Annotated in this window: 25 protein-coding genes, 1 tRNA gene and 1 pseudogene; 20 read left to right on the top strand and 7 right to left on the bottom strand. The window is 73.9% G+C overall.

Annotated features, from left to right (window positions below):
• The first annotated feature begins 78 nt into the window (after positions 1–78).
• The 4 genes from KDL28_RS09855 (at position 79) to KDL28_RS09840 (ending at position 4,890) form a co-directional block, all read left to right on the top strand.
• Positions 79–1,008 carry a hypothetical protein gene (locus KDL28_RS09855; RefSeq protein ID WP_252437104.1) on the top strand — a complete coding sequence of 310 codons (930 nt, stop codon included), beginning with the start codon at positions 79–81 and terminating at the stop codon, positions 1,006–1,008.
• Positions 1,009–1,259: 251 nt separating this feature from the next.
• A complete protein-coding gene (locus KDL28_RS09850; RefSeq protein WP_252437103.1) occupies positions 1,260–3,266 on the top strand; it encodes a bifunctional MFS transporter/dTMP kinase in 2,007 nt (668 codons plus the stop codon).
• The gene (locus tag KDL28_RS09845) at positions 3,263–4,423 is read left to right on the top strand and encodes a DNA polymerase III subunit delta' (protein WP_252437102.1); all 1,161 of its coding nucleotides are present in this window, start codon (positions 3,263–3,265) and stop codon (positions 4,421–4,423) included. Before KDL28_RS09850 ends, KDL28_RS09845 begins: the two co-directional genes overlap by 4 nt.
• Before the next feature lie 104 nt (positions 4,424–4,527).
• On the top strand, positions 4,528–4,890 hold the full coding sequence (locus tag KDL28_RS09840; RefSeq protein WP_252437101.1) for a WHG domain-containing protein: 363 nt from the start codon (positions 4,528–4,530) through the stop codon (positions 4,888–4,890).
• Between the two features lie 10 nt (positions 4,891–4,900).
• Here the strand turns inward: KDL28_RS09840 and KDL28_RS09835 are convergent, their stop codons facing one another.
• Positions 4,901–5,614, bottom strand: coding sequence for a class I SAM-dependent methyltransferase (locus tag KDL28_RS09835; protein WP_252437100.1), 714 nt, complete (start codon positions 5,612–5,614; stop codon positions 4,901–4,903).
• Between the two features lie 55 nt (positions 5,615–5,669).
• Positions 5,670–6,011: a hypothetical protein gene (locus tag KDL28_RS09830; RefSeq protein ID WP_252437099.1), complete on the bottom strand. Its 342-nt coding sequence runs from the start codon at positions 6,009–6,011 to the stop codon at positions 5,670–5,672.
• A 121-nt stretch (positions 6,012–6,132) separates the two neighbouring features.
• Between KDL28_RS09830 and KDL28_RS09825 the strand changes: the two genes are divergently transcribed.
• From KDL28_RS09825 to KDL28_RS09805, 5 genes are all read left to right on the top strand, one after another.
• Positions 6,133–6,209: transfer RNA gene (locus tag KDL28_RS09825), tRNA-Thr, on the top strand.
• Between the two features lie 339 nt (positions 6,210–6,548).
• Positions 6,549–7,340 carry a helix-turn-helix domain-containing protein gene (locus KDL28_RS09820; protein ID WP_252437098.1) on the top strand — a complete coding sequence of 264 codons (792 nt, stop codon included), beginning with the start codon at positions 6,549–6,551 and terminating at the stop codon, positions 7,338–7,340.
• Positions 7,341–7,447: 107 nt separating this feature from the next.
• Complete coding sequence (gene trpB, locus KDL28_RS09815) at positions 7,448–8,668, top strand: tryptophan synthase subunit beta (protein WP_252437097.1); 1,221 nt, start codon at positions 7,448–7,450, stop codon at positions 8,666–8,668.
• 272 nt (positions 8,669–8,940) lie between these two features.
• The gene (locus tag KDL28_RS09810) at positions 8,941–10,566 is read left to right on the top strand and encodes a multidrug effflux MFS transporter (RefSeq protein WP_308215977.1); all 1,626 of its coding nucleotides are present in this window, start codon (positions 8,941–8,943) and stop codon (positions 10,564–10,566) included.
• A 410-nt stretch (positions 10,567–10,976) separates the two neighbouring features.
• Positions 10,977–11,912, top strand: a complete 936-nt coding sequence (locus KDL28_RS09805; protein WP_252437095.1) for an endonuclease/exonuclease/phosphatase family protein — start codon at positions 10,977–10,979, stop codon at positions 11,910–11,912.
• A 143-nt stretch (positions 11,913–12,055) separates the two neighbouring features.
• On the opposite strand, the gene KDL28_RS09800 is transcribed toward KDL28_RS09805, so the two are convergent.
• The 3 genes from KDL28_RS09800 to KDL28_RS09790 all read right to left on the bottom strand — a co-directional run bounded on the left by KDL28_RS09800 (position 12,056) and on the right by KDL28_RS09790 (position 13,847).
• Positions 12,056–12,880: an alpha/beta fold hydrolase gene (locus KDL28_RS09800; protein ID WP_252437094.1), complete on the bottom strand. Its 825-nt coding sequence runs from the start codon at positions 12,878–12,880 to the stop codon at positions 12,056–12,058.
• A gap of 125 nt (positions 12,881–13,005) precedes the next feature.
• Complete coding sequence (locus KDL28_RS09795) at positions 13,006–13,491, bottom strand: DUF488 domain-containing protein (RefSeq protein ID WP_252437093.1); 486 nt, start codon at positions 13,489–13,491, stop codon at positions 13,006–13,008.
• A 17-nt stretch (positions 13,492–13,508) separates the two neighbouring features.
• Complete coding sequence (locus KDL28_RS09790; protein ID WP_308215981.1) at positions 13,509–13,847, bottom strand: YybH family protein; 339 nt, start codon at positions 13,845–13,847, stop codon at positions 13,509–13,511.
• 78 nt (positions 13,848–13,925) lie between these two features.
• Between KDL28_RS09790 and KDL28_RS09785 the strand changes: the two genes are divergently transcribed.
• Positions 13,926–14,900 carry a helix-turn-helix transcriptional regulator gene (locus KDL28_RS09785; protein WP_252437091.1) on the top strand — a complete coding sequence of 325 codons (975 nt, stop codon included), beginning with the start codon at positions 13,926–13,928 and terminating at the stop codon, positions 14,898–14,900.
• Between the two features lie 57 nt (positions 14,901–14,957).
• Positions 14,958–15,290: a YkvA family protein gene (locus tag KDL28_RS09780; protein ID WP_252437090.1), complete on the top strand. Its 333-nt coding sequence runs from the start codon at positions 14,958–14,960 to the stop codon at positions 15,288–15,290.
• A gap of 21 nt (positions 15,291–15,311) precedes the next feature.
• Here the strand turns inward: KDL28_RS09780 and KDL28_RS09775 are convergent, their stop codons facing one another.
• Positions 15,312–16,790, bottom strand: a complete 1,479-nt coding sequence (locus tag KDL28_RS09775; RefSeq protein WP_252437089.1) for an MFS transporter — start codon at positions 16,788–16,790, stop codon at positions 15,312–15,314.
• Between the two features lie 87 nt (positions 16,791–16,877).
• Between KDL28_RS09775 and KDL28_RS09770 the strand changes: the two genes are divergently transcribed.
• The 3 genes from KDL28_RS09770 (at position 16,878) to KDL28_RS09760 (ending at position 18,873) form a co-directional block, all read left to right on the top strand.
• Positions 16,878–17,522 (top strand): TetR/AcrR family transcriptional regulator, encoded by a 645-nt coding sequence (locus KDL28_RS09770; RefSeq protein ID WP_252437088.1) that lies wholly within the window; start codon positions 16,878–16,880, stop codon positions 17,520–17,522.
• A 203-nt stretch (positions 17,523–17,725) separates the two neighbouring features.
• Positions 17,726–18,412 carry a DUF998 domain-containing protein gene (locus KDL28_RS09765; protein WP_252437087.1) on the top strand — a complete coding sequence of 229 codons (687 nt, stop codon included), beginning with the start codon at positions 17,726–17,728 and terminating at the stop codon, positions 18,410–18,412.
• 56 nt (positions 18,413–18,468) lie between these two features.
• Positions 18,469–18,873, top strand: a complete 405-nt coding sequence (locus KDL28_RS09760; RefSeq protein ID WP_252437086.1) for a DUF6223 family protein — start codon at positions 18,469–18,471, stop codon at positions 18,871–18,873.
• Positions 18,874–18,893: 20 nt separating this feature from the next.
• On the opposite strand, the gene KDL28_RS09755 is transcribed toward KDL28_RS09760, so the two are convergent.
• Complete coding sequence (locus KDL28_RS09755; protein WP_252437085.1) at positions 18,894–20,294, bottom strand: Nramp family divalent metal transporter; 1,401 nt, start codon at positions 20,292–20,294, stop codon at positions 18,894–18,896.
• Between the two features lie 119 nt (positions 20,295–20,413).
• Between KDL28_RS09755 and KDL28_RS09750 the strand changes: the two genes are divergently transcribed.
• The 6 genes and pseudogenes from KDL28_RS09750 (at position 20,414) to KDL28_RS09730 (ending at position 24,844) form a co-directional block, all read left to right on the top strand.
• Positions 20,414–21,637 (top strand): NAD(P)/FAD-dependent oxidoreductase, encoded by a 1,224-nt coding sequence (locus tag KDL28_RS09750; protein ID WP_252437084.1) that lies wholly within the window; start codon positions 20,414–20,416, stop codon positions 21,635–21,637.
• Between the two features lie 4 nt (positions 21,638–21,641).
• A complete protein-coding gene (locus tag KDL28_RS09745) occupies positions 21,642–22,562 on the top strand; it encodes an RNA polymerase sigma-70 factor (protein WP_252437083.1) in 921 nt (306 codons plus the stop codon).
• A gap of 75 nt (positions 22,563–22,637) precedes the next feature.
• Positions 22,638–23,165, top strand: a pseudogene (locus tag KDL28_RS42095) (maleylpyruvate isomerase family mycothiol-dependent enzyme); the annotation flags it as partial.
• Positions 23,119–23,307: a hypothetical protein gene (locus KDL28_RS41425; protein ID WP_308215976.1), complete on the top strand. Its 189-nt coding sequence runs from the start codon at positions 23,119–23,121 to the stop codon at positions 23,305–23,307. The pseudogene KDL28_RS42095 and the gene KDL28_RS41425, both read left to right, overlap by 47 nt.
• Before the next feature lie 10 nt (positions 23,308–23,317).
• Positions 23,318–24,283, top strand: a complete 966-nt coding sequence (locus KDL28_RS09735; protein ID WP_252437082.1) for an RNA polymerase subunit sigma-70 — start codon at positions 23,318–23,320, stop codon at positions 24,281–24,283.
• A gap of 111 nt (positions 24,284–24,394) precedes the next feature.
• On the top strand, positions 24,395–24,844 hold the full coding sequence (locus KDL28_RS09730; RefSeq protein WP_252437081.1) for a nitroreductase family deazaflavin-dependent oxidoreductase: 450 nt from the start codon (positions 24,395–24,397) through the stop codon (positions 24,842–24,844).
• The last annotated feature ends 26 nt before the right edge of the window (positions 24,845–24,870 follow it).

The following is a 24,870-nucleotide window of genomic DNA, read 5'->3' as shown; positions in this document are numbered from 1 at the left end:
CCCTGTCCGGGTCCACCGCCGGATCGGGGCCGCGTCGGGCCGGGCGCCGGCCCCGGCGTCGGCCTACCATTCGGCGCCATGACCCAGCGTCTCCGCGGATCAGGGCACGCCGGTGACGCCGGCGTGTCCCCCGACGGGGCCGCCTCCGCCGGTCGCCCCCCGGCCGGCACCTGGCCGGGCATCGCGTCCGCACCCGTCGTGGGTGCGCTGACCGGCTGGCTGAGCCGCCTCGGCGGCAGCCTGCGCCATCCCGATCCGGCCGCCGCGGCGCCGTCGGCTCCCGGTGGCATGACGGTCGCCGACCTGGTCTCGGCGCGCGGCCTGACCGGCGCGCCCCCGACCTCCGACGCCGTCGACCCGTCCCCGGACGAACCCCCGGGGGAGCCCTCCGCCGAGCCCCTCGCCGAGACCGCCTCCGAGCCCGCCAGGCCCGCGCCGGAACCGGTCGACGTGGAGGCCGGTGCGGCCGCACCCGACCCCCGGCCCGACCACGACGAGCCGATCCCCGCCGCCGGAGCGGGCGACCCTCCCGACCCGGGGCCATCGGCGTCGCTCCCGCAGCCGGCCGACCCCGAGGTGCTCGCCCCGCCGTGGGCGCGGGTCGCCGCGACCGCGGCCGACGTCGAGGAGCCGGCCGTCGAGCCCGCCGCCGACGCCGGGGTGGAGCCCGTCACCGAGGTCCCCGAGATCGACCCGGCCGCGGCCACCGACCGGCTGCGCCTGCTGCCGCGCGCCGTCATCGCGTCCGCGCCGGAACCGCGCCGCCCGGTCCCGTCCCCGACGCCGCCCGCGACCCCGCAGCCGATCCCGCCACCCGCGGTCCGCCCGCCGACGCGGTTCTCGGTGCCTCCCCGCCCGACCGTCGTCGACGACCTGTCGATCACCGGCCTGACCCGGCGCTCCCGCGGCCGGTGGGGCTCGCGGCTGTTCGCCGTGTTCTTCGTCGTGGTCTACCTGGTGATCCTGCTGGAGCTGATCTACTCGTTGCTGCACCCCGTCTACCGGTGAGTCCGGACCCGGCTGAGACGGCGCTGAGCACCACGGGCGCCACCTGGGGGGACGGCTCCACTAGCCTGATCCGCAGCGGGGTATCCCCGATGCGAGTAGGGCCGGCCGGTCCCACCCCCGACCGGCGCAGCGCCCGCCGAGGGAGGTGACCGGCGATCGAGTCCGTCGACCGTCCGGCCGACCGCCCCGGCGAGGCCACCCCGGGCGTCGGCCCCGCCCCGCCCGCGCTCGGCGCCCCCACCGCGCACCGGGTGCGCAGCGTGCTGGCCATCCCCGCGTTCCGCAGGCTCTGGCTGGTCACCTCGGTCGCCGCCACCTGCGACTGGCTCAGCCTGCTGGCGCTGTCCGCGCTGGCCACCCAGCTCACCGAGGGCTACCAGGCGCAGAGCTTCGCGCTCGGCGGAGTCGTGGCCACCAAGCTGCTGCCGGCGCTGGTGCTCGGGCCGCTGGCCGGGGCGCTGGCCGACAAGCTCGACCGGCGCCACGTCATGGTCGTCTGCGACCTGCTGCGCTTCGGGCTGTTCGTGTCGATCCCGCTGGTCGGCTCGCTGTGGTGGCTGTTCGTGGCCACCTTCCTCATCGAGATCTGCGCGCTGTTCTGGATCCCGTCCAAGGACGCGTCGGTGCCCAACCTGCTGCGCCGGCCCGACCAGATCGAGACGGCCAACCAGCTGGCGCTGGTGATGACCTACGGCGTCGCCGTCGTCACCGCGTCCGGGCTGTTCACGCTGTTCGCCGGGGCCGGGACGTGGATCGGCGGCGACGGCGGCGCACTGCCCACGGTGATGTTCACCCTGGTGCTGAGCGGCGTCGCCTACCTGGTCACCGCACTGACCGTCTGGTTCGGCATCCGGGAGATCTCCGGGCGGCGGGCCGGCGGGGAGCGCGCGCCCACCCCCGGGGTCGTCACCATGATCCGCGACGGGGCCGCGTTCGTGGTGCGCACCCCGCTCATCCGCGGCCTGGTCGTGGGCATCATCGGCGCGTTCGCCGCCGGCGGCACGGTGATCGGCTCGGCCACCCTCTACGCGGCCAACCTGGGCGGGGGCAACGCCGCCTACGGCATCCTGTTCGCCTCGGTGTTCGTCGGCCTCGGGATCGGCATGGGTCTGGCCCCCCGGATGGCCCGCCGAGTGCCGCACAACCGGCTGTTCGGGGCCGCGATCGTGGCCGCGGGCGTGGCCCTCGTGCTGGTCGCGCTGGCGCCGCACCTGTTCGTGGCCATCGCGGCGGTGATGCTGGTCGGCGGCTTCGCCGGCATCGCGTTCCTGACCGGCCTGACGATCATCGGTTCGCAGGTCGCCGACGAGATCCGCGGCCGGATCGTGGCGTTCGTGCAGTCGATCGTGCGGCTCACCCTGCTCGGGTCGATGGCGCTGGTGCCGCTGCTGGTCGGGCTGGTCGCCGCGCGCAGCGTCGACGTGCTGGGCCTCAGCCTGGTGATCGACGGCACCCGGGTGGTGATGCTGGCCGGTGGGGCGGTCGCGGCCTGCGTCGGCATCCTCGCCTACCGCCAGATGGACGACCGCAGCACCGAGCCCATGCTGCGCGACCTGGTCGCCGCCGTGCGCCGCGGCGAGCCGCGGTCCGGTCCCGGCCTGCTGGTCGCGGTGGAGGGCGGCCCGGCCGAGGAGACCGCCGAGCAGGCGGCCCGGCTCGCCGAGGGCCTGCGCGCGGCCGGCTACACCGTCGTCGTCCCGGAGGGCAGCGAGCGCGACCGGGAGCGCTGGGTCGCCGCCACCCGGGGGGCGGCGCTGTCGGGGCTGCGGGCCAAGATGCTCGCGGCGGCCGCGATCCGCGCGGACGAGGTGGAGCGGGTGATCCGCCCCGCGCTGGAAGGAGGGGCGGTCGTGGTGGTCGACCGGTTCCTGGCCAGTCCCCTGGTGGAGTTCGGCGTGGTCGCCGACCGCGCCCACTCCGAGCTCGAGCCGGCCGAGCTCGACAGCCTCGCCCTGTGGGCGACCAACCGGCTGCGCCCCGACGTCTCGGTGCTGCTCGACCGGCCCCCGAGCGGCGCGATGCCGCCGCCCGGCGGGGTCGTCGGCGAGGAGCACCTGCGGGTGCGCCGGCTGCTCACCCGGATGGCCGCCGCCGAGCCCGCCCGCTACCTCGTGGTCGACACCGACGGCGAGCCCGACGAGGTCGCCGCCCGGGTCCTGGAGGTGCTGCTGCCGGTCATGCCCGAGCGCGACGCCACCGGCGGAGCGGGTCCCGTCCCGCCGCCCGACCAGCCCACCGACCGGGTGGGCGCGCCGTGACCGCCGGGGGCGCCTGGGCCGAGGTCGTCGGCCAGCCCGACGCGGTCGAGGAGCTGAGCCGGGCCGCGGCCGATCCCACCGCGATGACCCACGCCTGGCTGTTCACCGGCCCGCCCGGGTCGGGCCGGTCGGTGGCCGCGCGCGCGTTCGCCGCCGCGCTGCAGTGCCCCGATCACGGCTGTGGCCACTGCACCGCCTGCCACACGGTGCTCAGCGGCACCCACTCCGACGTGCGCGAGGTCGTCCCGGAAGGGCTGTCGATCAGCGTGTCGGAGATGCGCGCGCTGGTCCAGCTGGCCGCTCGTCGCCCGGCCACCGCCCCGCACCAGATCCTGATCATCACCGACGCCGACCGGCTCACCGAGGGCGCGGCCAACGCCCTGCTCAAGGCGGTGGAGGAGCCCCCGGAGCGCACCGTCTTCCTGCTCTGCGCGCCGTCGGACCACCCCGACGACGTGCCCATCACCATCCGCTCCCGGTGCCGCGTCGTGCCGCTGCGCACGCCGTCGGGCGAGTCCATCGCCCAGGTCCTGACCGAGCGCGACGGCGTCCCGTCCGACATGGCCGCGTGGGCGGCGTCGGTGTCCGGTGGGCACGTCGGGCGGGCCCGGCACCTCGCCCGCGACCCGGAGGTCCGCAAGCACCGCGAGGCCGTGCTCGCCATGCCGCTGCGGATGCGCGGGCTGGGCGATGCGTTCTCCTTCGCGGGCGACCTCGTCCGCACGGCGAAGGCCGAGGCCACCACCATGAGCGAGACGCGCGACCTCGCCGAGCGCGAGGAGATGGCGGTCGCGATGGGCGCGGGCGGCGTCGGCAAGGGCGTGGCCGCCGCGGCCCGCGGCGCCCGGGCCGCCGAGCGGGAGCTGGAGCGGCGGCAGAAGTCGCGCAACACCCGCACCCAGCGCGACGCCATCGACCGCGCCCTGGTCGACCTCGCGAGCTTCTTCCGCGATGCGCTGGTCGTCGGCAGCGGCGCCGACGTGCCGCTGACCAACCCCGACCGCGAGGCCGAGGTGCGCCGCGCGGCCACCGAGTGGCCCGCGGAGTCGGTGCTGCGCAGGCTGGAGGCCGTGCTGGCCTGCCGCACGGCGCTCGACCAGAACGTCAAGCCGGAGATCGCCGTCGAGGCGATGATGACGGTGCTGCAGCGCGGTTAGCGGTGGTCAGGAGGTGTGCCGGTGGACCTCGCCGGCCACCCCGCCTCAGCCGACGGCGTCGACCAGCGGGAACGTGACGCCGGTGAGCTCCGCTGCGCGCGGCGGTGGCCGGAGCGGGGGACGACTTCGCGCCGCGCCTGCGGGCCACCGTGGCGGCCTACATCCGCTTCGCCACCGAGGACGCGGCGCTGCTGGAGGTGATGTTCACCGGCAAGCACCGCCCGGGCGCCGAGCGGCTGGTGGCCGCGGCGGTCCCCGCGTTCACGCTGATGCAGGACCTGGTCGCCGAGGGGCAGGCGGCGGGGGAGCTCGTCGCGGGCGACCCGGAGCGGGTGGGCACCGTCCTGTTCGCGACGATGCAGGGCATCGCCACGTTCATCAACAGCGACATGGTCGCCCCGGACCTGCTCGACGATCTCGTGGAGACCGCGGTCGCGCAGTTCGCCCGGGGACCGCGCCCGGCCTGACCGCCCCGGCTCACGGCTTCCGGAAGAAGATCATCGGGTTGTCGCCCGGCCCGCGCACCGGGGCCAGCCCCAGCTCCTCGCGCAGCGCGGTGAGCTCGTCGTAGACGGCCCGCGCCCGGGCCCTGGCCGGCGTGAAGTACGGGGTGCCCCGCTCGGCCAGCCAGCCCAGCACCACCTTGCCCTCGTGGAAGGGCAGCGGGAACCGGTAGTGGAAGACGTCGTGCACGCTCGTCGGGACGCCCTCCGGCACGCGCGGGAACAGCTCGGCGAGGTACCAGCGGGCGAACCGGGCGCTGTGCGCGGCGTCGACGAACAGGTAGCCCGTGTCGGCCGGGACCTGGTCCAGGTTCTGCCGGACGTCGCCGCGGACGAACGTCCAGCGGCCCTCGGCCAGGTCGCGCGGCACGTTGCGCAGCGCGTTGTCGACGATGTCGAAGCTGAACAGGTGCCCGGAGCCGGTGTCGCGCAGCGCGCTGAGGATCCACGACGTCGACCAGCCGTGGAACGTGCCGATCTCGACGACCGCCGCCGGCCGGGTGGCCCGCAGCAGCAGGTAGGTGATCTCCGCTTCGAGGTCGTCGAGCTGCGGGGTCATCGCCCCGCGGCCGGACTCGGCGAACTCGCGTTGCGCCTTGCCCACGGCGGCCAGGTCGTCGGCGTGCTCGCGGTAGAGGTCGCGGACGTACGCCAGGTCGATGGGCCGGGCCGGGGCGGGGGCGTCCATGCGGGCCGACTGTAGCCGCTACCGGCGACGACGACGCCCCGGCTCGCGATGCCGCTCACGGCAGGATCGCGGCGAGCCGGCTCGCGAACTGGGGGCTGATCGGGGGCCACGCCCACGCCATCACCAGCTGCACGGCGGCGACCGCGGCGAGCGCGCCCAGCACGCGCCGGCCGGTGCCGCGCGGGATCGACGTCAGCGCGACCAGGGTGAACAGCAGGTAGCCGGTCACCGGGGTGGACCGCAGCCCGATCCACACCGCGACCACCGAGGCCAGCACCGACACCAGGTAGCCGACCAGGGCGAGCGGCGCGCGCACGGCGTACAGGATGCCTACGGCGACGAACAGCGGGACGTGCAGCAGGGCGGCACCGAGCCCGTGCTCGTCCCTGACCCGCATGCTGGACCCTCGCTCCGCGGTGCCCGGGTGTCGCGGTGAGCCGGACGAGTCCCCACTAGCGGGTGCCGGGACGGGGTGCGGAGCGGGCCCGAGGCGGGTCGCTACACTGGCGCCTGCAACTGCCGCCTTAGCTCAGTCGGTTAGAGCGACGCACTCGTAATGCGTAGGTCTGGGGTTCGACTCCCCAAGGCGGCTCCACTGTTCCACCTGGCCAGCGGACCTACCTCCGCGGCGAGACCCGCTGAGCCGACTCGACCCCTCCGGAGGTCAGGACGAGCGTGACGGCGAGGTGGCAGACCGGGCGCCGCACGACTGGCGTGCGGCACACTCGTCCTCGTGCTGTCGACCACGGCTGCCACCGCTGAGTCGGCTTCCGGCCCCGGTGCCCGCTGCCCGAGCATCCCGACTGCCCGGCGGTGAGGCGATGACCGGTGCTGGTCCGCCCGTACCCGCGGTGCACGGGTCACCGCGCACCCGCACGTCGTCGGTCCCTCGCCCACGAGCGGAGGTCGCGCTGCCGTGACCCGGGTCGATTCGATGACGTTCGCCCTGGCGCGTTCGGACCTCCTGCGAGCGCGAGCCGCGGCTTCCAGCTTCGATCTGCATCTGCATGGCACCTACTCGGTGGTCGCGCTCAGGAGCGGGGCAGCAGAGATACGATCGCGGCGGTGGAGCGGGACCGTTCATGCCGGTGACGTGTTCATCTTCAACCCCTTCGAAGTGCACTCGGGCCGGAGCACCCACGAGGCGACGGAGTACGAGATCCTCTATCCGTCCAGGGAGTTCATCCGCGACTGCATCTCCGCGGAGCATCGTGGCGGCGTCCCCACGATCCGGACGCACGTGGTGTCGCAGAGGGTCGAGTCACGAGACCTGATCGAGGTGTTGTCCACACCCGGTGCGGACGATGCCTCGATCGAGGCGTGCCTCCAGACGCTCCTGCGGACGTGCGTGTCCTCGGTCGAACCGGCGCCACCGGCGGACGGGTCGGTGGCTCGCGCGGCCCGCTTGCTCATAGAGGAGAACTGCATGCGCGCCATCCGCACGGAGGATCTCGCGCGCGAGATCGGGGTCCACGCGAGCCATCTCGTCAGGGCCTTCACGAGCGCAACCGGCGTCGCTCCGCAAACGTATGCTCGACAGGTTCGGGTTGCGAAGGCCCGGGACCTCATCTGCGCCGGCCTCGAACTGAGCGAGGTGGCGCAGATGCTCGAGTTCTGCGATCAGCCGCACCTCACCCGCGAGTTCAAGAAGGTCTACGGCGTGCCGCCAGGAGCGTTGGCCCGCAGCGTCGGTCCCGGGCCGGACGGGGAACGAGGCTCTGCGTGACGTGACTCCGCCCGGTCCGGGGAGGCGTGCTCGACGCAAATCCTGTTCAAGACCCTGCCCGGTACCTGTGCCTACGGTCGGCATCCGACTGAAAGGGGTTGATCGCGATGCCGCACCTGGGGCCCAGTCATGACCAGCGGTACCCGGACGCCGACGGGTACTTCGGCGAGTTCGGTGGCAACCACTACCCGCCGGAGATGCGGGCGGCGCTCGACGAGCTGGCCGCCGGTTACCGGGACCTGCGGGCGTCACCGGAGCTGCAGCGCGAGCTCGCCGCCGTCCGCATCGGACTGCAGGGCCGGCCCACCCCCGTGCACCACCTGGCCAACATCTCGAAGCGGGTCGGCGGCGCACACATCTACGTCAAACGCGAGGATCTCAACCACACGGGCGCGCACAAGATCAACCACTGTGTCGGTTTCGCGCTGCTGGCCAGGGCGATGGGGAAGCGGAAGCTGATCGCCGAAACCGGGGCCGGGCAACACGGGGTCGCGCTGGCCAGCGCTGCGGCGTACTTCGGCCTCGAATGCGAAGTCCACATCGGTGCGACCGACGCCGACAAGATGAGTTCGAACGTCGGGCGCATGCGACTCCTCGGCGCGCAGGTCGTGCCGGTGGTGGCTGGGCAGTCTGCACTCACGGAGGCCAGCGAATCGGCGTTCCACGCGTATGTCGAGCAGCATGCGCACGCGCTTTACGCGATCGGATCGGCGATCGGGCCACATCCCTTCCCGCAGATCGTGCGGGACTTCCAGTCGGTCGTCGGACGGGAAGCCCGCGAGCAGTTCCTCTCGATCACGGACGGCGCCCTGCCCGATCATGTCGTCGCGTGCGTCGCCGGCGGCTCGAACGCCATGGGTCTGTACTCCGGCTTCGTGGACGACACCGATGTGGCCCTGTACGCGGTCGAACCCCTCGGGGCCAGCGGGCAGCACGCGGCCACGCTGACGTTCGGGCGCTCCGGAACGCTGCACGGTGCCCGGACCGTCGTTCTGCAGGAGGACGACGGTGCGACCGCCCCGGTCTCCTCGGTGGCTTCGGGGCTGGTCTACCCCGGCATCGGTCCGGAGATCGCGATGTTGCAGGAATCGGGCCGGATCCACGTCGACACGGTCTCCGACGACGAGGCCGTCGGCGCCTTCTTCCGCACCTCGCGGTCGGAGGGCATCATCCCGGCACTCGAGAGTTCGCACGCTCTCGCGTTCGCCATCCGCCTGGCCGCCCACCGGCCGTCGTCGGAGCGAATACTGGTGAACCTCTCGGGACGAGGCGACAAGGACGTCGACTTCGTCCTCGCGAAGTACGGCGCTGACCCGGCTGCCTCCTGAAGCGTCCCGTACGCGAAGCCGGCACCTGGTCCTCGCCAGTGGTAGGACCCCGTGGGCAGGGTCGTGTGCGGCTTCAGCAGTCCACGAGGACGTAGGGCGCGGCCTACCCGGAGGCCCCCGAGGAGTCGCCGAGCAGCTCGCGGGGTGCGGCAGGTCCGCGAGCGGCGCGGGCACCGGTCGCCGCAGTCGTCGACCGTTGGCCGACGCGAGCAAGCCGAAGATCGTCCGTACGGTCGACGACAGTTGCGAACGCTAACCCCTAAGAAGTAGCGGTGCACGCAACGATCTCGAGCAGGGCCGGCCGGGGCCGGATACTCGCTCTGGGAGGTCTATCGACCTTCGGGCCGTTGTCGTTGGACTTCTACCTCCCGGGCTTGCCCGCCGTCGCGGCGGGCCTCCAGACGCCGCTGCCCGTCGCCCAGCTCTCCCTGTCCGCCTGCATGATCGGTCTGGGGGTGGGCCAGCTGGTGACGGGCCCGCTCACCGACCGGTACGGCAGGCGGAGGCTGCTCATCGCGGGCGTGGCGATGTTCATGCTGACGTCCGGGCTGTCCGCGGTGGCACCGACCATCGAGGTGCTGCTCGTGCTGCGCCTGCTGGGGGGCCTCGGTGGCGGCGCCGGTGTCGTGATCGCCCGGTCGATGGCCCGTGACCTCTACAGCGGACCCGCCCTCGCCGGCGTCTACTCGCAGCTCATGCTCGTCACCGCATCCGCGGCCGTGGCCGGCCCGGTGCTGGCCGGACAGGCGCTGCGGTTCACCACGTGGCGCGGGGTCTTCGTGCTGCTCGCCGTGATCGGCTTCGTGCTCCTGGTGATCGCCCTCGCGCAGGGCGAGACGCTGCCCCCGCACCGGAGGTCGGCGGTCACGGGCGGGGAGGTCCTGCGGACCCTCGGCGGCCTGCTCCGGGATCGCTCGTTCCTGGTACCGACCTCGGCGCTGGGGTTCGGGATCAGCGCGATGTTCACCTACATGGCGATGGCCAGCTTCGTCTTCCAGCAGTCCTACGGACTGAGCCCGCAGGCCTTCTCCGTCCTGTCGGCGGGCAACGCCACCGGCGTCGTCGTGCTGTCACTGCTCAGCGCGGCCCTCGCTCCGCGCGTCGGACCGCTGAGGCTGCTGGCCACCGGTGCCGGGCTCGCCTGCGTCGCGGCCGGGCTGCTGGTCGCGGGAGTTATGCTGTCGGACTCGGTGGTCATCGTGCTCGGACCGCTGTTCATCCTGGTCAGCTGCACCGGCCTGATCGCGCCGAACGCCACGGCGTTGGCCCTGCAACACCAGGGACATCGGGCCGGCAGCGCTTCGGCCCTGGTCGGGCTGTCGTACTACGGGTTCGCCGCCCTCATCCCCCCGGTGGCGTCCGCGCTGGCCGGCGTCTCGCCGCAGGTACTGGGGATGACGACGCTCGCCACCACCACCGTCACCGTCCTGATCTGCGTCGTCGCCAGGTCGGACGCACGCAGGAGGCGGGCGGACGAGCCCGTCCCGTCCGAACCGGACACGCTGGTCGCGCCCCGGGAACCGGACTCCGCTCCGGCCCATCGGACCGGCGGCTCACCGGCCGACCGACCAGCGGTGGGCCCCTGGGACACGCGGCTCCCCTCCCATCCACCGGTCACCGAGACCGGGCCGGCCGCTGCGAGCCGACCTCCCGTCGCGGCTTCCCCGTGGGAGGAGGACGCCGATCCCCCCGCGAGACCGACGCAGTGGCGCCATCCCCTCGACCCCCGGAGGGTGGAGGCCCGCCTCGGCCGGCCACCGACGAACGCCCCTTCGTCGGAGCCCGACCTCGACGTGGAGCAGCGATGGCTGTGGATCGCCGAGCGCGCCCGCCGGGCCCGACTCGCCCTGGAGGAGACCGACCGCCTCAGCGCGGTCGACACGAACCCCGGTCGCTGACCCGGATCCACCGCCGTGGTCGACCGGGCTTCCGGTGGTGCTGCGAGCTCGGCCAGTTGCTCGGCGGCGGCGCGGTCCCAGGGTGGGGCCGCGCGGATCGACGGTGGTCGTCATCGTGGGTTCGCACTGGTGCGCGGAAGTAGCCGGGGCTCCAGAAGATCCATTCGCGGGTCAGGACGACGGCGGGACCGCCCGACGTGGCGCAACGACGCCTGCCGGTCGCCCCGTCGCGGTGCCGAGCCGGCGATGCGCCAGGTGGGGACGGTGTTTGTTGACCGGGTCGGCACATCGATGTCGGCAGACTCCTGCCGGTGAACGTTCTGCCCGGGGGGACCGTCGGCGGGCCGGCGGAGGGCGATCGGCCCGGCCGGTCGACTCGTCGACGTGGCGTGGCCCGATTCGCTGTTGCGGTGGTCGTGGGAGTCGCGGCGGTGGTGCTGGTGCTGCCCGACCTGTTCGGGTTGGATCACCGGACGCCGTTCGCCCAGCTGGTGTGGCTGCGTCCCTACCTCCTGCTGCCGTTGTCGGTGGTCCTGCTGGTCCTCGGGGTCCTCGCCGCCCGGCGCCCACGGGTCCTGTGGCCGACGGTGGTCGTCCTGGCGGTGGTGGTCGTCGTCGGCGCGGTGCTGGTGGTTCCGCGGTTCGTGCCGACGGCGGTGCCCGACGGCGGGCGCTCGATCACGGTCGTCGCGTTCAACACGTTCAACGGCGCGGCAGCCGTGGACGAGGTCGCCGCGCTGCTGCGGGAGGAGCGGCCGGACGTCGTCGCGCTGGTCGAGGCGGGGGAGTCGTTCCGGTCGCGGCTGGCGCCGCTGGTCGAGCCGGCCGGGTACCGGTTGATCACTGAGGTGGGTCCGGCCGGGGACGACGACGTCAACGGGGTCACGGTCGCGGTGGCGGCGCACCTCGGTGAGGTCCGCAGCACGAGGATCAGGGGGATGCCGTTCCCCGCGGTGCAGGTCGAGGGCGGCGGGTTGGGGCCGTTGCGGTTCGTGGCCTACCACTCCGTCGCGCCGCGGTACGGCGATGTGTGGCAGTGGCGGGCGGACCTGCAGCAGGTGCCCCGGTGGTGCGGAGGGGGCGGCCCGGCCGTCGTCGCGGGCGACTTCAACGCGACGCTCGACTACTCGTTGCTGCGATCGGCGACGCGGGGCTGCTCGAACGCGGCCGACCAGCGCGGCCAGGGGCTCGTCCCGTCGTGGCCGTCCTGGCTGCCCGACTGGGTGGGTCCGCAGATCGACCACGTGTTCGCCACGGATCCGATCGTCGCCGAGCACTTCGCGATGCGGGAGATCACCGGCAGCGACCACCGGGCGGTGATCGCCCGGCTCCGCCTGCCGGCATGACCGCCGGTGTGGCGGTCACGAGGTGAGGGAACGACGATCGCGCGGGGACGACGTGGCGTCGCGCTGACCTGAGGACCGGCCGAGCCACCCCGCCGCGCCCGTCGGGGCGGGCCGTCACCCGAGGGCCCGCTCCGGCGGCGCGATCAGGCCCGCAGCCAGGCCAGCAGGTCGGAGTTGATCGTCTCGGCCTGGGTGGTCGGCATGCCGTGCGGGAAGCCGGTGTAGGTCTTGAGCGTGCCGTTCTGCACGAGCTCCGCCGACAGCGGCGCGGAATCGGCGTACGGGACGACCTGGTCGTCGTCGCCGTGCATGACCAGCACCGGAACCGTGATCTTCTTCAGGTCCCCGGTGAAGTCGGTCTGCGAGAACGCGACCACGCCGTCGTAGTGCGCCTTCGCCCCGCCCATCATCCCCTGGCGCCACCAGTTCTGGATGATGGCCTCGTTCGGTTCGACGCCGGGCCGGTTGAAGCCGTAGAACGCGGTGGAGGGCAGGTCCCGGTAGAAGCTGGAGCGGTTCGTCGCCACCTGGGTCTGGATGTCGTCGAACACCTGCTTGGGCAGCCCGCCGGGGTTGGCCGCGGTCTGCACCATGAGCGGCGGCACGGCGCTGATCAGCACCGCGCGGGCCACCCGGCTCTCGCCGTGCCGGGCGATGTAGCGCACGACCTCGCCGCCGCCGGTGGAGTGCCCGACGTGGACGGCGTCGTGCAGGTCGAGGTGGGCGGTGAGCGCGGCCAGGTCGTCTGCGTAGTGGTCCATGTCGTGGCCATCGGCGGTCTGCGTGGACCGACCGTGCCCGCGCCGGTCGTGGGCGACGACCCGGTACCCGTGCTGCAGGAAGAACATCAGCTGGGCGTCCCAGTCGTCCGACGACAGCGGCCAGCCGTGGCTGAACACGATCGGCCGGCCGCTGCCCCAGTCCTTGTAGAAGATCTCCGTGCCGTCCGTCGTGGTGATCGTGCCCATGCGGTGCCTCCGTCGGTTCGGCGAGCCGGCGCTCGTTGCTCACCCCAACCGGCCCGCCGACCGCGGTGATGCCCCGACCGCGGGTGCCGATCGTCACCGCCCGGTCGGCAGGCCGATCGGGTCGCTCAGCCGGGGCGGAGATCCGTCACCGGCAGGCCGTACTCGGCGTGCACGCGCGCGGCGACGAGGGAGCGGTGGCACGCCTCCGGGTCGCGCTCGACGCAGAAGAGCGCCGTCGCCGACCGGCTGGGGAGCTCGGCCACCAGCGCGCCCAGGTCGAACGGGTCGAGGATCTCGCGGGTGTAGCGCTCGGCGTACTCGGGCGCCAGCGCGACGCGGTCGCGCCTGCCCACGCCCCGGCGGTCGTCCTCGCGGTACTGGAGCCTGCGCAGCTCGGTCGTCGGCGCCAGTTCCTTCACGTGCCGGTAGGCCACGCCCGCCGCGGCGAGCGCCTGCTGGAGCCGCGCCGAGTTCGCCCAGGCGTAATCGGGACCCCGGACGCCGCGGCGCTGGCGGAGGTCGAGCAGCAGCCCCACGCCCCCGCCGGTGAGCGCGTCGACGAAGGTCCCGGCCGTGAAGCCGTAGACGCCGATCGTCGCGATGCGCCTCATCGCCGCACCCGCTCCCGCTACGGCACGAGTGCCGGCTGGTCCACGGCCCACAGCCACGACCCGTCGGGCTGGCGGCGGGCGACCTCGACGGTCAGCTCGCCGGTCGTCAGGGTGGACGCGGTGAGCGCCAGGTCGCCGCTGACCAGCGCCGGGTGCTGCCTGCCCGGCGCGAGCACGGGCGCGGCCGCGACGAACTGCTCGTAGACCTCGCGGATCTCGGCGTGCCCGGTCGCGAGGTTGCCCGGCGGGAACGCCAGCACGGCGTCCGGCTCGTACAACGCCACCAGCCCGTCGACGTCGCCCGCGTCGGCGCGCTCGATGAAGTACCTGCCCAGGTCGTTCGGCTCAGTGGCCACTGCGTGGTTCGTCATGCCGGTGAGCCTCCCCGACCAAGTAAGACACCCTGTGTCATATATCCCGGTAGAGTTCCCCGGGTGCGCGCCGACCGGTTGGTGTCGCTGGTGCTGCTGCTGCGCCGGCACGGTCGGTTGTCCGCGGCGGCGCTGGCCCGCGAGCTCGAGGTGTCCACCCGCACCGTCATGCGCGACATCGAGGCGCTGTCCGCGGCCGGCGTCCCGGTCTACGCCGAACGCGGCAGGCTCGGCGGGTTCGCGCTGCTGCCCGGGTTCCAGACCGAGCTCACCGGGCTGAACCACGACGAGGCGCTCGCCCTGCTGGTCGCCGGATCGCGGCGCGGCGCGCAGGCGTTCGGCCTCGGTTCGGCGCTCGCCTCGGCCATGCGCAAGGTGGTCGACGCGCTGCCCGAGAGCTACCGGGTCACCGCGGCCGGGGCGGTCCAGCGCCTGCTCATCGACCCGGAGACCGATCTCCTCTCGCGCCGGCTGGTCGCCGAGGAGGTGCCCACCACGGTGGTGGCCGAGATCCGGCGGGCGGTGTTCGCCGGGCACAAGCTGCGCATCCACTACGCGGCCGCGGACCAGGCCCCGACGTGGCGCACGGTGGACCCGATCGGCCTGGTCACCGTGCGCGACCAGGGCTACCTGCTGGCCACCAGGGCCGGCGCGGACCGCACCTACCGGCTGGCCAGGGTCCTGGCCGCCGAGGAGCTCGACGAACCCGCGCAACGACCGGACCGTGTCGACCTGGACCGGGTCTGGCAGGAGCGCAGCACGCGGTTCCGGACCGGCGGCGACCAGGTCACCGTGCTGGTGCGGGTGGACCCGGCGCGGCGCGAGGACCTGGTGGGCGCGGCCCTGGCCGTGCACGCCGAAGAAGCCGACGTCGACGGCCGGCTGCGGCTGGAGGTGACCTTCCAGGATCAGCGGCACGCCGAGTGGGCGCTGTGGCAGCTGGCCACGAACGCGGAGGCGCTGGCCCCGGAGTGGTTGCGCACGTCCCTGCGCGATCGCGCCGCCGCGGTCGCCACCCGCTACGCGGGGCCGTCCTGAGGGTCGACGTCACCCGGCCGTCATGCGGTGTGGTGGCCGCACCAGCAGACTGGAGCCATGCCCGACTGGTTGCGCACCACCCTGCTGATCGTCGGCGTGCTCGCACTGCTCGTCGTCCTGGTGATCGGGTACGTGATGTGGCGCTACCGCATCCCGCCGCGCGGCCTGATCGCCATGGGCGGTGCTGCGCTGTACCTGATCTCGCCCATCGACATCGCGCCGGAGATGGTCCTCGGCCCGCTGGGGCTGGTCGACGACGCCGGCGTCATCGCCGCGGTGGCGCTGTTCGTCTACAAGCTGGTGAAGGCCCGCCGCATCCTCGCCGACGGCGGGGTGGACGTGAGCAGGCTGGGCCGGCGGACCCCCCGGCGCGATCCCGACCCGTCCTGATCGCGCTCGGGGGGTGCGGCGTCAGGCGATGGCCGGTTCGGCCACGCCGGCGGCGGGGACGGTGGGCTCCTCGGTGACCCTCCTGCGGAAGAGCAGCGCGGCGAGCACCCCGCCGACGGCGAAGAACCCCGCGCCCCACCAGTAGGCGGTGGCGTAGCTGTGGACCGCGGCCTGGGCGAGCACCGCGTCCGTGGCGGGGACGTGCGAGGCCAGGTAGGCCGTCGCGGCGGTGGCCGCCAGGGTGTTGAGCACCGCTGTGCCGATCGACCCGCCCACCTGCTGCGCCGTGTTCACCAGAGCCGACGCCACACCCGCGAAGGCGGGCTCCACGCCCAGCGTGGCCGTCTGCATGGATGCGGGCATGATCGTGCCCATGCCCAGCCCGACGAGTGCCAGCGCGGGCAGCACGTCGGCGGTGTAGGTGCTGTCGACGCCGAGCCGGGTCAGGTAGAGCATGCCGACCGTCGCCAAGGCCATGCCCGTCGGGACCATCACCTTCGGGCCGAGGCGCGGGAGCGCGAGGTTCGTGCCGATCTGGGCGGCCAGCACGAGCATCGCCACCATCGGCAGGAACGACAGGCCGGTCTGGATCGGGGTGAACCCCAGCGTGGTCTGCAGGTAGAAGGTCACGAACAGGAAGACCCCGAACATCCCGGAGCCGGCGATCAGGATCGACGCGTAGGCGGCGCCGCGGTTGCGGTCGAGCAGGATCGCCAGCGGCAGCAGCGGGTGGCGGGCCCGCCGCTGCCGCACGACGAATCCGACCAGCAGCACGCAGGCGGTGGCGAGCGCACCCCAGCTCAGCGGCGAGCCCCAGCCCTCCGACTCGATGTTCGAGAAGCCGTAGACCAGCAGGAACAGCGCTGCGGAGACGAGTGCCGTGCCGGGCACGTCGAGGCGGGGACGCGGGCCGGTGCGCACCGCGTCGTCGACGAACATCACCGTGCCGACGACGGCGATCGCGGCGATCACGACGTTGATGTAGAGGTTCCAGCGCCAGTCGAGCGTCTGGGTGAGCACGCCCCCGAGCAGCAGCCCGATCGCGCCGCCCGCGCCGGCGATGGCGCCGAAGACGCCGAACGCGCGGGCGCGCTCCTTCGACACGGTGAACGTCGTGGTCAGCAGGGCCAGCGCGGTCGGCGCGAGCAACGCGCCGAACGCCCCCTGCAGGGCCCGGGCCCCGACCAGCATGCCGAAGCTCGTGGCCGCGCCACCCAGCGCGGACGCGGCGGCGAAGCCGACCAGCCCGATGACGAAGGTCCGCCTGCGGCCCATCAGGTCCGAGAGGCGGCCGCCGAGCAGTAGCAGGCTGCCGAACGCCAGCGAGTAGGCCGTGATGATCCACTGCCGGTCGCCGACGGAGAAGCCCAGGTCGGCCTGGGCGGCGGGCAGCGCGATGTTCACGACCGTGGCGTCGAGAACGATCATGAGCTGGGCGAGCCCGACGGTGGCGAGGGCCAGCCAGCGGCGGGCGGGTGGTGGGGCGGAGGTCTGTGGCACGGACGCCACCATATACGGAACTAAGGAGTTCCGAAACTGACAGGTTCCATGAGTTAGGATCGAGCCCGAGAGACTGGGAGGGCCGCGATGACGCAACTCGGCTCCTCCGCGCCCGTGGCGGCGGTCCCCGCCAAGCTGGGGCGCAAGCGCGACCACAGCCGCGACGCGGAGATCCTCGAGGCCGCCGTCGACGTGCTGGCCGAGGTCGGCTTCGACGGGATGACCGTCGACATGGTCGCCGCGCGCGCCAAGGCCGGGAAGGCCACGCTCTACCGGCGCTGGACGTCCAAGAGCGACCTCGTGCTCGACGCCGTGAGCTGCATGAAGGAGCGCGACGCCGATCCGGCCGCGCTGCCCGACACCGGCACCCTCCGCGGCGACCTCGTCGCGATGATCAAGCCGCACTCCATCGAGGACAGCGCGAAGAAGACCAGGGTGATGGCCGGGATCGTGTCCCTGCTGGCCAAGGAGCCCGAGCTCGCCCAGGTCGCGCACGCCGCGATCATGGAGCCGCGTGCCCGGATCAACCGCCTGCTCCTGCAGCGCGCGGTCGATCGCGGCGAGATCGCGCCCGTCGCCGACCTCGACACCATCGCGTTGATCGTGCCCTCGATGGTCGCCTACCGGGTCCTGATGCTGCACCTGCCGGTCGACCGGGAGTTCCTGCTCTCCCTGATCGACGGGGTGCTGCTGCCCGCGGTCGGGGTGCGTGGCGCGGCCGGGTCGGGCTGACCGGGCGCCACGCGAGCACGACCGCGGGCGTCGGTCCGGAGGTGGACCGCTCGGCAGCGGGCTACCGCGGACGGATGAGGACGCCTACCGCGGGCGGCTGACCGTACCCCCGGCGGACCAGGGCGAAGACACCTCCGCCGTCCGACGCGCCGACCCGCCCCCGCCACCAGGATCGTCGCCACGAGGCGATCGAAGGGGACACGATGGCGAGACGGACGTTGCCGACGCGGGCGCTGCTGGTCTGCGGCGCCGTGGCCGGTCCGGTGTACGTGGCGGTGGCGATGGCCCAGGCGCTCACCCGCGACGGGTTCGACCTGGCCCGGCACCGCTTCACCGCGCTGACCGCCGGCGACCTGGGCTGGATCCACCGGTCGAACATGCTGCTGGTCGGGGTGCTCACGGTGCTGTTCGCGCTCGGGGTCGCGCAGGTGCTGCGGCCGGGCCGGGGCGCGGTGTGGGGGCCGCGGTTGCTCGGGCTCTTCGGCGTGGCGTACGCCGTCGGCGGCGCGCTCACCGCGGACCCGGCGGCCGGCTTCCCGCCCGGCGCGGCGGAGGTGGTGGGGGGCACCTGGCAAGGGGCTGTCCAGAACGCCTCGCGGGGGGCCAGCACCGTCCTCCTCATCGCGACGAGCGTGCTGATCGCGTGGCACTTCGCCGCCGCCGGGCGCCGGGGGTGGGCCTGGTTCCACGGCCTCTACGGTGCCGCCGTCCCGATCGTGTTCGCGGTCCTGACGGCCGTCAACTCCGCCGTGGGCGGCTATCCCTACGCCCTCGCGGTGATCTTCCTCGGGCTGCCGTGGATCTGGGTGACCGCGCTGGCCGTGCCGCTGTACCGACGGGAGTCGGCACGCCGAGGCGGTGTCCCGGCGTCCACGGCGCCGGTGGGCTGAGCCGGCGGTGGAGCGAGTACCCGTGCACGTCCGGACCGAGGAAGAAGGAGCACGCCATGTCCGTCCTGTTCGCGCTCGCCGCACCGGCGGTCGAGCAGATCTGCACGTCGCCCGCCGAATGCGCGAACCAGGGCCTGGGCACCTTCATCGGGACCCCCGCGCGGATCTGGGCCAGCGCGGCCGCGCTGGTCGCGCTGGTCGGCGTGGTCGTCGGCGGGCGGGCACTGGCCCGCTCCCGCCGCGGCACCGGCGACGGCGGCCGGAGAGGGGCCGTCGTGGCCCTGGTGGCCGGGCTGACCGGCGCGGTCAACGGCGCGGTGAACCTGGCGGTCGCCGACGGTGGCCTCGGCACGGGCAACGGGGTGGCCGGCGGCGCCCTGGCCCTGGTGCTCGGGCTGGTCGGCGCGGTCCTCGGCCGGCTGGCCCTGACCCGCTCCCGCCGCACCGAACCGGCCGGCTGACCGGCCGGCGGCGTCGCCGGTCAGATGATCCCGGTGACGTCCGCCAGCGAGTACAGGCCCAGCAACGCGATCGCCGCGCTGCTCACTGCGAGGCAGATCGCGAACGCGCGGCTCCCGTGCAACCGCGGGTCGGTCTCGTGGCGCCGCAGCCAGTACACCGCCCACACCACCGCGACCAGGAAGATCCCCGTCATCACCCCGGCGATCTGCACCATGATCACCGGGGACTGGATGGTCAGGTAGAGGACACCCCACAGGAGGGGCAGCGCCACCGTGAAGACCCGGATCCAGCGCAGCCGGGCGACCGGGTCGTGCCAGTCGAGCACCCCGAACGTGGCGAGCAGGTTCGTGTACATCCGCGACCAGCTGGGGATCGCCGCCCACATCGTGGAACCGAGCACCGCGATCGCGCCGAGCAGGAAGATGACGCTCGCCCACTCGCCGACGGTGTCGGTGTACATCCGGGACAGCGTGGTGATCAGCGTGTTGCCCTGGGGGACCAGGCCCTGGGGCTGCAGCACCGCCGCGCCCATCAGGTAGAACGCCAGCGTCCCGAAGGTGTAGATCACCCAGGACACGATCGCGTCCTTGTACATCACGCGGATCCAGCCGTTGGCCCGGCGGACCCACTCCTCGCTGCCGTCGTTCGGGCCCGCCCAGCGCGCGTACCCCTTCTCCACGCACCAGTACGTGTAGAAGGTGATCTCGTCGGCGCCGACGCCGGTGATGCCGAACATCGCCAGCGCCGCGCCCAGGGCGCCGACGGGGATGAGGAAGGTCAGGCCGCTGCCGAGGTCGTCGATCCCGTAGGCGAACGGCGTGAGCGGCAGGCCCAGCGCGATGAGCACGGTGACGGCGGTGAAGACGACCACCAGCGCCGCGGCGCCGCGTTCGATGAGCGTGTAGCTGTTGGAGTACAGCAGCGCGATGCTGCCGACGGCGACGATCGAGGTCCAGATCAGCAGCGAGGTGAAGGCGAGCGGGTCGCCGCCGAAGGGCAGCAGGACGCTGAACGCCACCGCCGTGCCGCCGATGATCCCGCCGAGCTGCAGCAGCTTCGACAGCGCCAGGACCGCCCACAGCACGTTGACCCAGCCGATCCCGCCGATCCGCGGGGGGACCCTGTTGTAGCCGGTGAGCGCGGGCTCCCCGGTCGCGATGGTCCAGCGCGCCAGCTCGATCTGGACGGCCACCTTCACCAGGGTGCTGACGATGACCAGCCAGAGCAGCACGAACCCGGCCTGGGCGCCGAGCGCGGTGGTGGCGATCAGCTCGCCGGAGCCGACGATCGACGCGCTGAGGATCAGCCCGGGGCCGAAGTAGCGCGCGCTGGCCCGCCACCCGACGGGGGGTTCCTTGATGCCGTCGGCGGTGAGCGTGTACGGGTCGACCGCGGTGGACCGCTCGGTGCTGTCGGACATCGTCGTCCTCCCGGATCACCATCAGGGCGGTCCGATCGTGGTGCCCGTCACCCCGCGACGTCAACGCCCTGGCACCGGTGGCGATGTCACAGCCGGGAGCACCACCTCGTCCCGTGGGCATGAGCGCATCGCAGAGCACCGCACCGCAGGGCCGGATGCGGGTCCTGGTCATCGGGGCCGGCTTCGCCGGTACCACCGCCGCCGTCCGCTTGGCCGGCCGGTCCCGTGGTCGCGTCGACGTCACCGTGGTGAACCCGCGGCCGACCTTCGTCAACCGGCTGCGCCTGCACCACGTCGCCGTCGGGCAGCGGGTCGCCGCGCCGGGTCTGCGGGACATGCTGGGTGCGGGCGTCACGTTCGTCGAGGGGGCGGTGACCGAGCTCGACCCCGACGCCGGGCGGGCCGTCGTCTCCGGGCCCGACGGCCGGCGCGACGTCCCGTTCGACCGGGTCGTCCTCGCCACCGGGAGCATCACCGAGCCGGTGCCGGTCCCGGGCGGGGAGCACGCGCACGCCGTGGGCGACCTGGCGTCGGCGCACCGGTTGCGGCCCGCGTTCGCCGCCCTGCGGGAGGGGGCGGAGGTCGCCGTCGTCGGCGGGGGGTTCACCGGGCTGGAGACGGTCGCCGAGCTGGCCGAGACCCGACCGGACGTGCGGGTGCGGCTGGTGACGGCGGGGGAGGTCGGGGGGTGGTTCAGCCCGCGGGCGGGAGAGCACGTGCTCGACTCGCTGGCGCAGCTGGGCGTGCAGACCATCGGGCGGACGCGGGTGCGGGCCGTGGAGGCCGACCGGCTGCTGCTCGACGGGGGCGACGAGGTGCCCTCCGAGCTGACCGTCTGGTGCGGCGGGTTCGCGGCGCCGCCGCTGGCCCGCGAGTCCGGGATCGCCGTCGACGACCGGGGCGCGGTGCTCACCGACGGTGCGCTGCGGTCGGTCTCGCACCCGGCCGTGCTGGCCGTGGGCGACGCAGGGCACGTGCCCGGCCCGGGTGGCGACCGCTACAGCATGTCCTGCCAGGCCGCGCTGCCCTCGGCCGCGCAGGCGGCCGACGTGCTGCGCGCCGAGGCGCTCGGCCTGGGGCCCGACGGCGTCGCCGCCTTCGACCTCGGGTTCGTCGCGCGCTGCGTCAGCCTGGGCAGCCGCCGGGCCGTGCTGCAGCGCACCGACCGCAACGACGTGGCGCGGGGATGGGCGTGGACCGGGCGCGCCGCGGTGGCGGCCAAGTGGGTCCAGACGCGGGGGGTCCCGTCCTCGATCGGCGTCGAACGGCGCCTGCCGGGAGCGATCCGCTGGCCGCACTCCGAGCGGGTGGCCCTGCGGGGCGCGCCGTCCACGGCAGGCTGACGGCGTGACCCGCACCGAGGAGTTCACCGCCCTGCGCCCGCTGCTGTTCGCGATCGCGTACCGGATCCTGGGCAGCGTCAGCGAGGCGGAGGACGCCGTCCAGGAGACCTGGCTGCGCTACGAGTCGTCGGCGACCGAGCCGGCGTCGGTCAAGTCGTTCCTCTCGGCCGTGGTCACCCGGATCTCGATCGACGTGCTGCGCTCGGCCCGCGTCCGGCGGGAGGCCTACGTCGGACCGTGGTTCCCCGAGCCGCTGCTGAACGACCCGTACGGCGACCCTGAGCGGTCGGCGGAGCTGGCCGACTCGGTGTCGATGGCGGCGCTGCTGCTGCTGGAGCGGCTGAGCCCGCTGGAGCGGGCGGTCTTCGTGCTGCGGGAGGTGTTCGGGTTCGACTACCCGGAGATCGCCACGGCGGTGCGGCGCTCGGAGGCGGCGTGCCGCCAGCTCGCGGTGCGGGCGCGGCGGCACATGCAGGAGGGCAGGCCGCGGTTCGAGGCCGACCGCCGGGAGCGGGAGGAGCTCGCCGCCCGGTTCTTCGACGCCTTCCGGGAGGGCGACCTCGACGGGCTCACCGAGCTGCTCGCGCCCGACGTGCAGACGCTCGCCGACGGCGGGGACAAGGGTCCCGCGCTGGCCAGGCCGGTGGTCGGGGCCGCGAACGTGGCCCGGCTGATCGGCGCGTTCGCCCCGCTGCTGAGCGGCATCGTCGAGGTGCTCCCGCGCGAGGTGAACCACCAGCCGGGCGCGGTCCTGCAGGACGGGGACGGCCGGATCCTCGCGATCATGGCCCTGGACATCCTCGACGGGCGGATCCAGACGATCCGCGCGGTGATCAACCCGGACAAGCTCGAGCACCTGGGCCCGGTCGCCGACGCCCGGCGCCTGCGCGCGGAGGCGCTGGCCCGGCGGCGCCCCCGAGCATGACGCCGGTCACATCCCGATGGGATCGGTGCCGCCCGGACGCCTCCTCCTCGACGCACCGATCCCCGAGGAGCCCCGATGACCGAACCCACCACCTCCCGGACCGTCGACGCCGCGCAGAGCAGGACGTGGGCGTGGGTGCACGCCGAGCGGGCGGCGCTGGCCGCCGACCTCGCCCACCTGACCGACGCGCAGTGGGCCACCACCTCGCTGTGCACGGAGCTCTCGGTCCGCGAGGTGCTCGCGCACCTCACGGCGGGGGCGACGCTGACGTTCCCGCGCTGGTTCGCCGGGGTGCTGCGGGCCCGGTTCGACTTCGACGAGCAGCTGCTCGCCCGGCTCCGGGAGCAGCTGGGTGACTCCCCGGCCGAGACGCTGGCGCGGTTCCGGGCCGCGGTCGACCGCACGACGACACCGCTGGGGCGCCGCGGCTCGGCCACCGACATGCTCTCCGAGGTCGTCGTGCACTCCGCGGACATCCGCCGCCCGCTGGGCCTGCACCGCGAGCCCCCGGATCGAGGCGCTCGCGCTGCTCGCCCAGCACCACGCCTCGACCGACATGGTCGTCCTGGCCAAGGGCCGCATCGCCGGGCTGCGGCTGACCGCCACCGACTCCGGGTTCGGCACCGGCGACGGACCGGAGGTCCGCGGGCCCACCCTCGCGCTGGTGATGGCGATGACCGGGCGCGGGGCGTACTGCGACGAGCTCACCGGCGACGGGGTGGACCTGCTGCGCGATCGGTGCTGAGATCGGGCGCGTGGGGGAGGCGACGCTCGACCGTTCGGACCTCGACCGGGCCGTCGCCGGCGACGACGGGGCGTTCGCCCGGCTCGTCGCGCCGCTGCGGGCGGAGCTGCACGCCCACTGCTACCGCATGCTCGGCTCGGTGCACGACGCCGACGACGCGTTGCAGGAGACGCTGCTGCGGGCCTGGCGGGGCCTGGACCGGTTCGAGGGCCGCAGCTCGGTGCGGACCTGGATGTACGCGGTCGCCACGCACAGCTGCCTCGACGCCGCGCGCGGCCGGCAGCGCCGCGCGCTGCCGACGGACCTCGGCCCGTCCAGCGAGCACGCCGTCCTCGACGCGGCCCCGCGCACCGACGTCGCGTGGCTCGGCCCCTACCCCGACGAGCGCTACGAGCAGCGGGAGGCCGTCGAGCTGGCGTTCGTGGCCGCCCTGCAGCACCTGCCGGGCAACCAGCGCGCCGCCCTGCTGATGGCCGACGTGCTGGGCTACTCCGCGGTCGAGACCGCGGCCCTGCTCGGGACGACCGCCGCCGCGGTGACGAGCGCGGTGCAGCGGGCCAGGGCGACGCTCGACGCCGGCGTGACGGGCCGGACCCGGGCCCCGGACCGCGGGCACCGGGCCGTCGTCGCGGCGTTCGCCCGCGCCATGGAACGCGGCGACGCCGACGCGCTCGTCGCGCTGCTGGCGCGCGACGTCACCTGGTCGATGCCGCCGCTGGCCCAGTGGTACCGCGGGCGCGCCCCGGTCGCGGAGTTCGCCCGGGCGGTCCCGCTCGGCAGTTGCGGGTCGTGGCGCTGGCGCGCGACGACGGCCAACAACCGCCCGGCCGTCGCCTTCTACCGGGACGCGGGCGAGGGCGCGTTCCGGGCGTGGTCGATCACCGCGTGCGCGGTGCGGGACGGGCGCATCACCGAGCTGACGTCGTTCCTCGGGGCCGGGCACTTCGCGGTCTTCGGCCTGCCCGCCGCGCTCTGACCCGCAGTGTCGCGGTTACTCAAGTTTGCATAGGCACTCGTCCTTCGGGCACACTCGGTACCCGCTGCTCAAGTTTGAGTAGCGCGACGTCCACCCCGAGGAGATGAGCCGATGACGGACCTGACCCGCATCAAGCCCCCGGCCGGGCTCAAGGAGATGAACGAGGACCTGATGGCCCAGCAGCGCCGCGGCACGCTCGGGTTCGACCTGCCCGTGCTCACCGTCCCCGGCCGGCGCACCGGCACCCCCCGCCACACCCCCCTCACCGTCCTGGAGCGCGACGGGCAGCGCTTCGTGCTGGGCGGCTTCCCCGGCGCCGACTGGATCCGCAACGTCCGCGCCGCCGGCCGGGGCACGCTCACCGTCGGCGACGTGGTCGAACGGGTCCGGCTGGTCGAGCTCGACCCCGCCGAGGCGAAGCCCGTGCTGCGGGAGTGGCCGGCCACGACCCCCGACGGCGTGCAGATGATGCTCGACGCGGGCGTCGTCACCGACACGACCCCCGACGCGCTGGAGGCCGTGGCCGGCATCTGCCCGGTGTTCCGGGTGGAGGCCGAGTGACGCTGCCGGCGCCGCGCGCTCCGGAC

It is taken from the genome of Pseudonocardia humida, from assembly GCF_023898865.1.
Classification (GTDB): Bacteria; Actinomycetota; Actinomycetes; order Mycobacteriales; family Pseudonocardiaceae; genus Pseudonocardia; species Pseudonocardia humida.
Note: the sequence above shows the minus strand (reverse complement) of the source record. Positions and strands in the feature narration are given on the sequence as shown.

What these genes read in the sequence shown, in the direction of transcription:
- KDL28_RS09855 (WP_252437104.1), top strand. Translation starts at nt 79, where the DNA reads ATGACCCAGCGTCTCCGCGGATCAGGGCACGCCGGTGACGCCGGCGTG.
- KDL28_RS09835 (WP_252437100.1), bottom strand. Translation starts at nt 5,614, where the DNA reads ATGGACGCCCCCGCCCCGGCCCGGCCCATCGACCTGGCGTACGTCCGC.
- KDL28_RS09830 (WP_252437099.1), bottom strand. Translation starts at nt 6,011, where the DNA reads ATGCGGGTCAGGGACGAGCACGGGCTCGGTGCCGCCCTGCTGCACGTC.
- KDL28_RS09820 (WP_252437098.1), top strand. Translation starts at nt 6,549, where the DNA reads ATGACGTTCGCCCTGGCGCGTTCGGACCTCCTGCGAGCGCGAGCCGCG.
- trpB (WP_252437097.1), top strand. Translation starts at nt 7,448, where the DNA reads ATGCCGCACCTGGGGCCCAGTCATGACCAGCGGTACCCGGACGCCGAC.
- KDL28_RS09800 (WP_252437094.1), bottom strand. Translation starts at nt 12,880, where the DNA reads ATGGGCACGATCACCACGACGGACGGCACGGAGATCTTCTACAAGGAC.
- KDL28_RS09795 (WP_252437093.1), bottom strand. Translation starts at nt 13,491, where the DNA reads ATGAGGCGCATCGCGACGATCGGCGTCTACGGCTTCACGGCCGGGACC.
- KDL28_RS09780 (WP_252437090.1), top strand. Translation starts at nt 14,958, where the DNA reads ATGCCCGACTGGTTGCGCACCACCCTGCTGATCGTCGGCGTGCTCGCA.
- KDL28_RS09770 (WP_252437088.1), top strand. Translation starts at nt 16,878, where the DNA reads ATGACGCAACTCGGCTCCTCCGCGCCCGTGGCGGCGGTCCCCGCCAAG.
- KDL28_RS09765 (WP_252437087.1), top strand. Translation starts at nt 17,726, where the DNA reads ATGGCGAGACGGACGTTGCCGACGCGGGCGCTGCTGGTCTGCGGCGCC.
- KDL28_RS09760 (WP_252437086.1), top strand. Translation starts at nt 18,469, where the DNA reads ATGTCCGTCCTGTTCGCGCTCGCCGCACCGGCGGTCGAGCAGATCTGC.
- KDL28_RS09755 (WP_252437085.1), bottom strand. Translation starts at nt 20,294, where the DNA reads ATGTCCGACAGCACCGAGCGGTCCACCGCGGTCGACCCGTACACGCTC.
- KDL28_RS09750 (WP_252437084.1), top strand. Translation starts at nt 20,414, where the DNA reads ATGAGCGCATCGCAGAGCACCGCACCGCAGGGCCGGATGCGGGTCCTG.
- KDL28_RS41425 (WP_308215976.1), top strand. Translation starts at nt 23,119, where the DNA reads ATGGTCGTCCTGGCCAAGGGCCGCATCGCCGGGCTGCGGCTGACCGCC.
- KDL28_RS09730 (WP_252437081.1), top strand. Translation starts at nt 24,395, where the DNA reads ATGACGGACCTGACCCGCATCAAGCCCCCGGCCGGGCTCAAGGAGATG.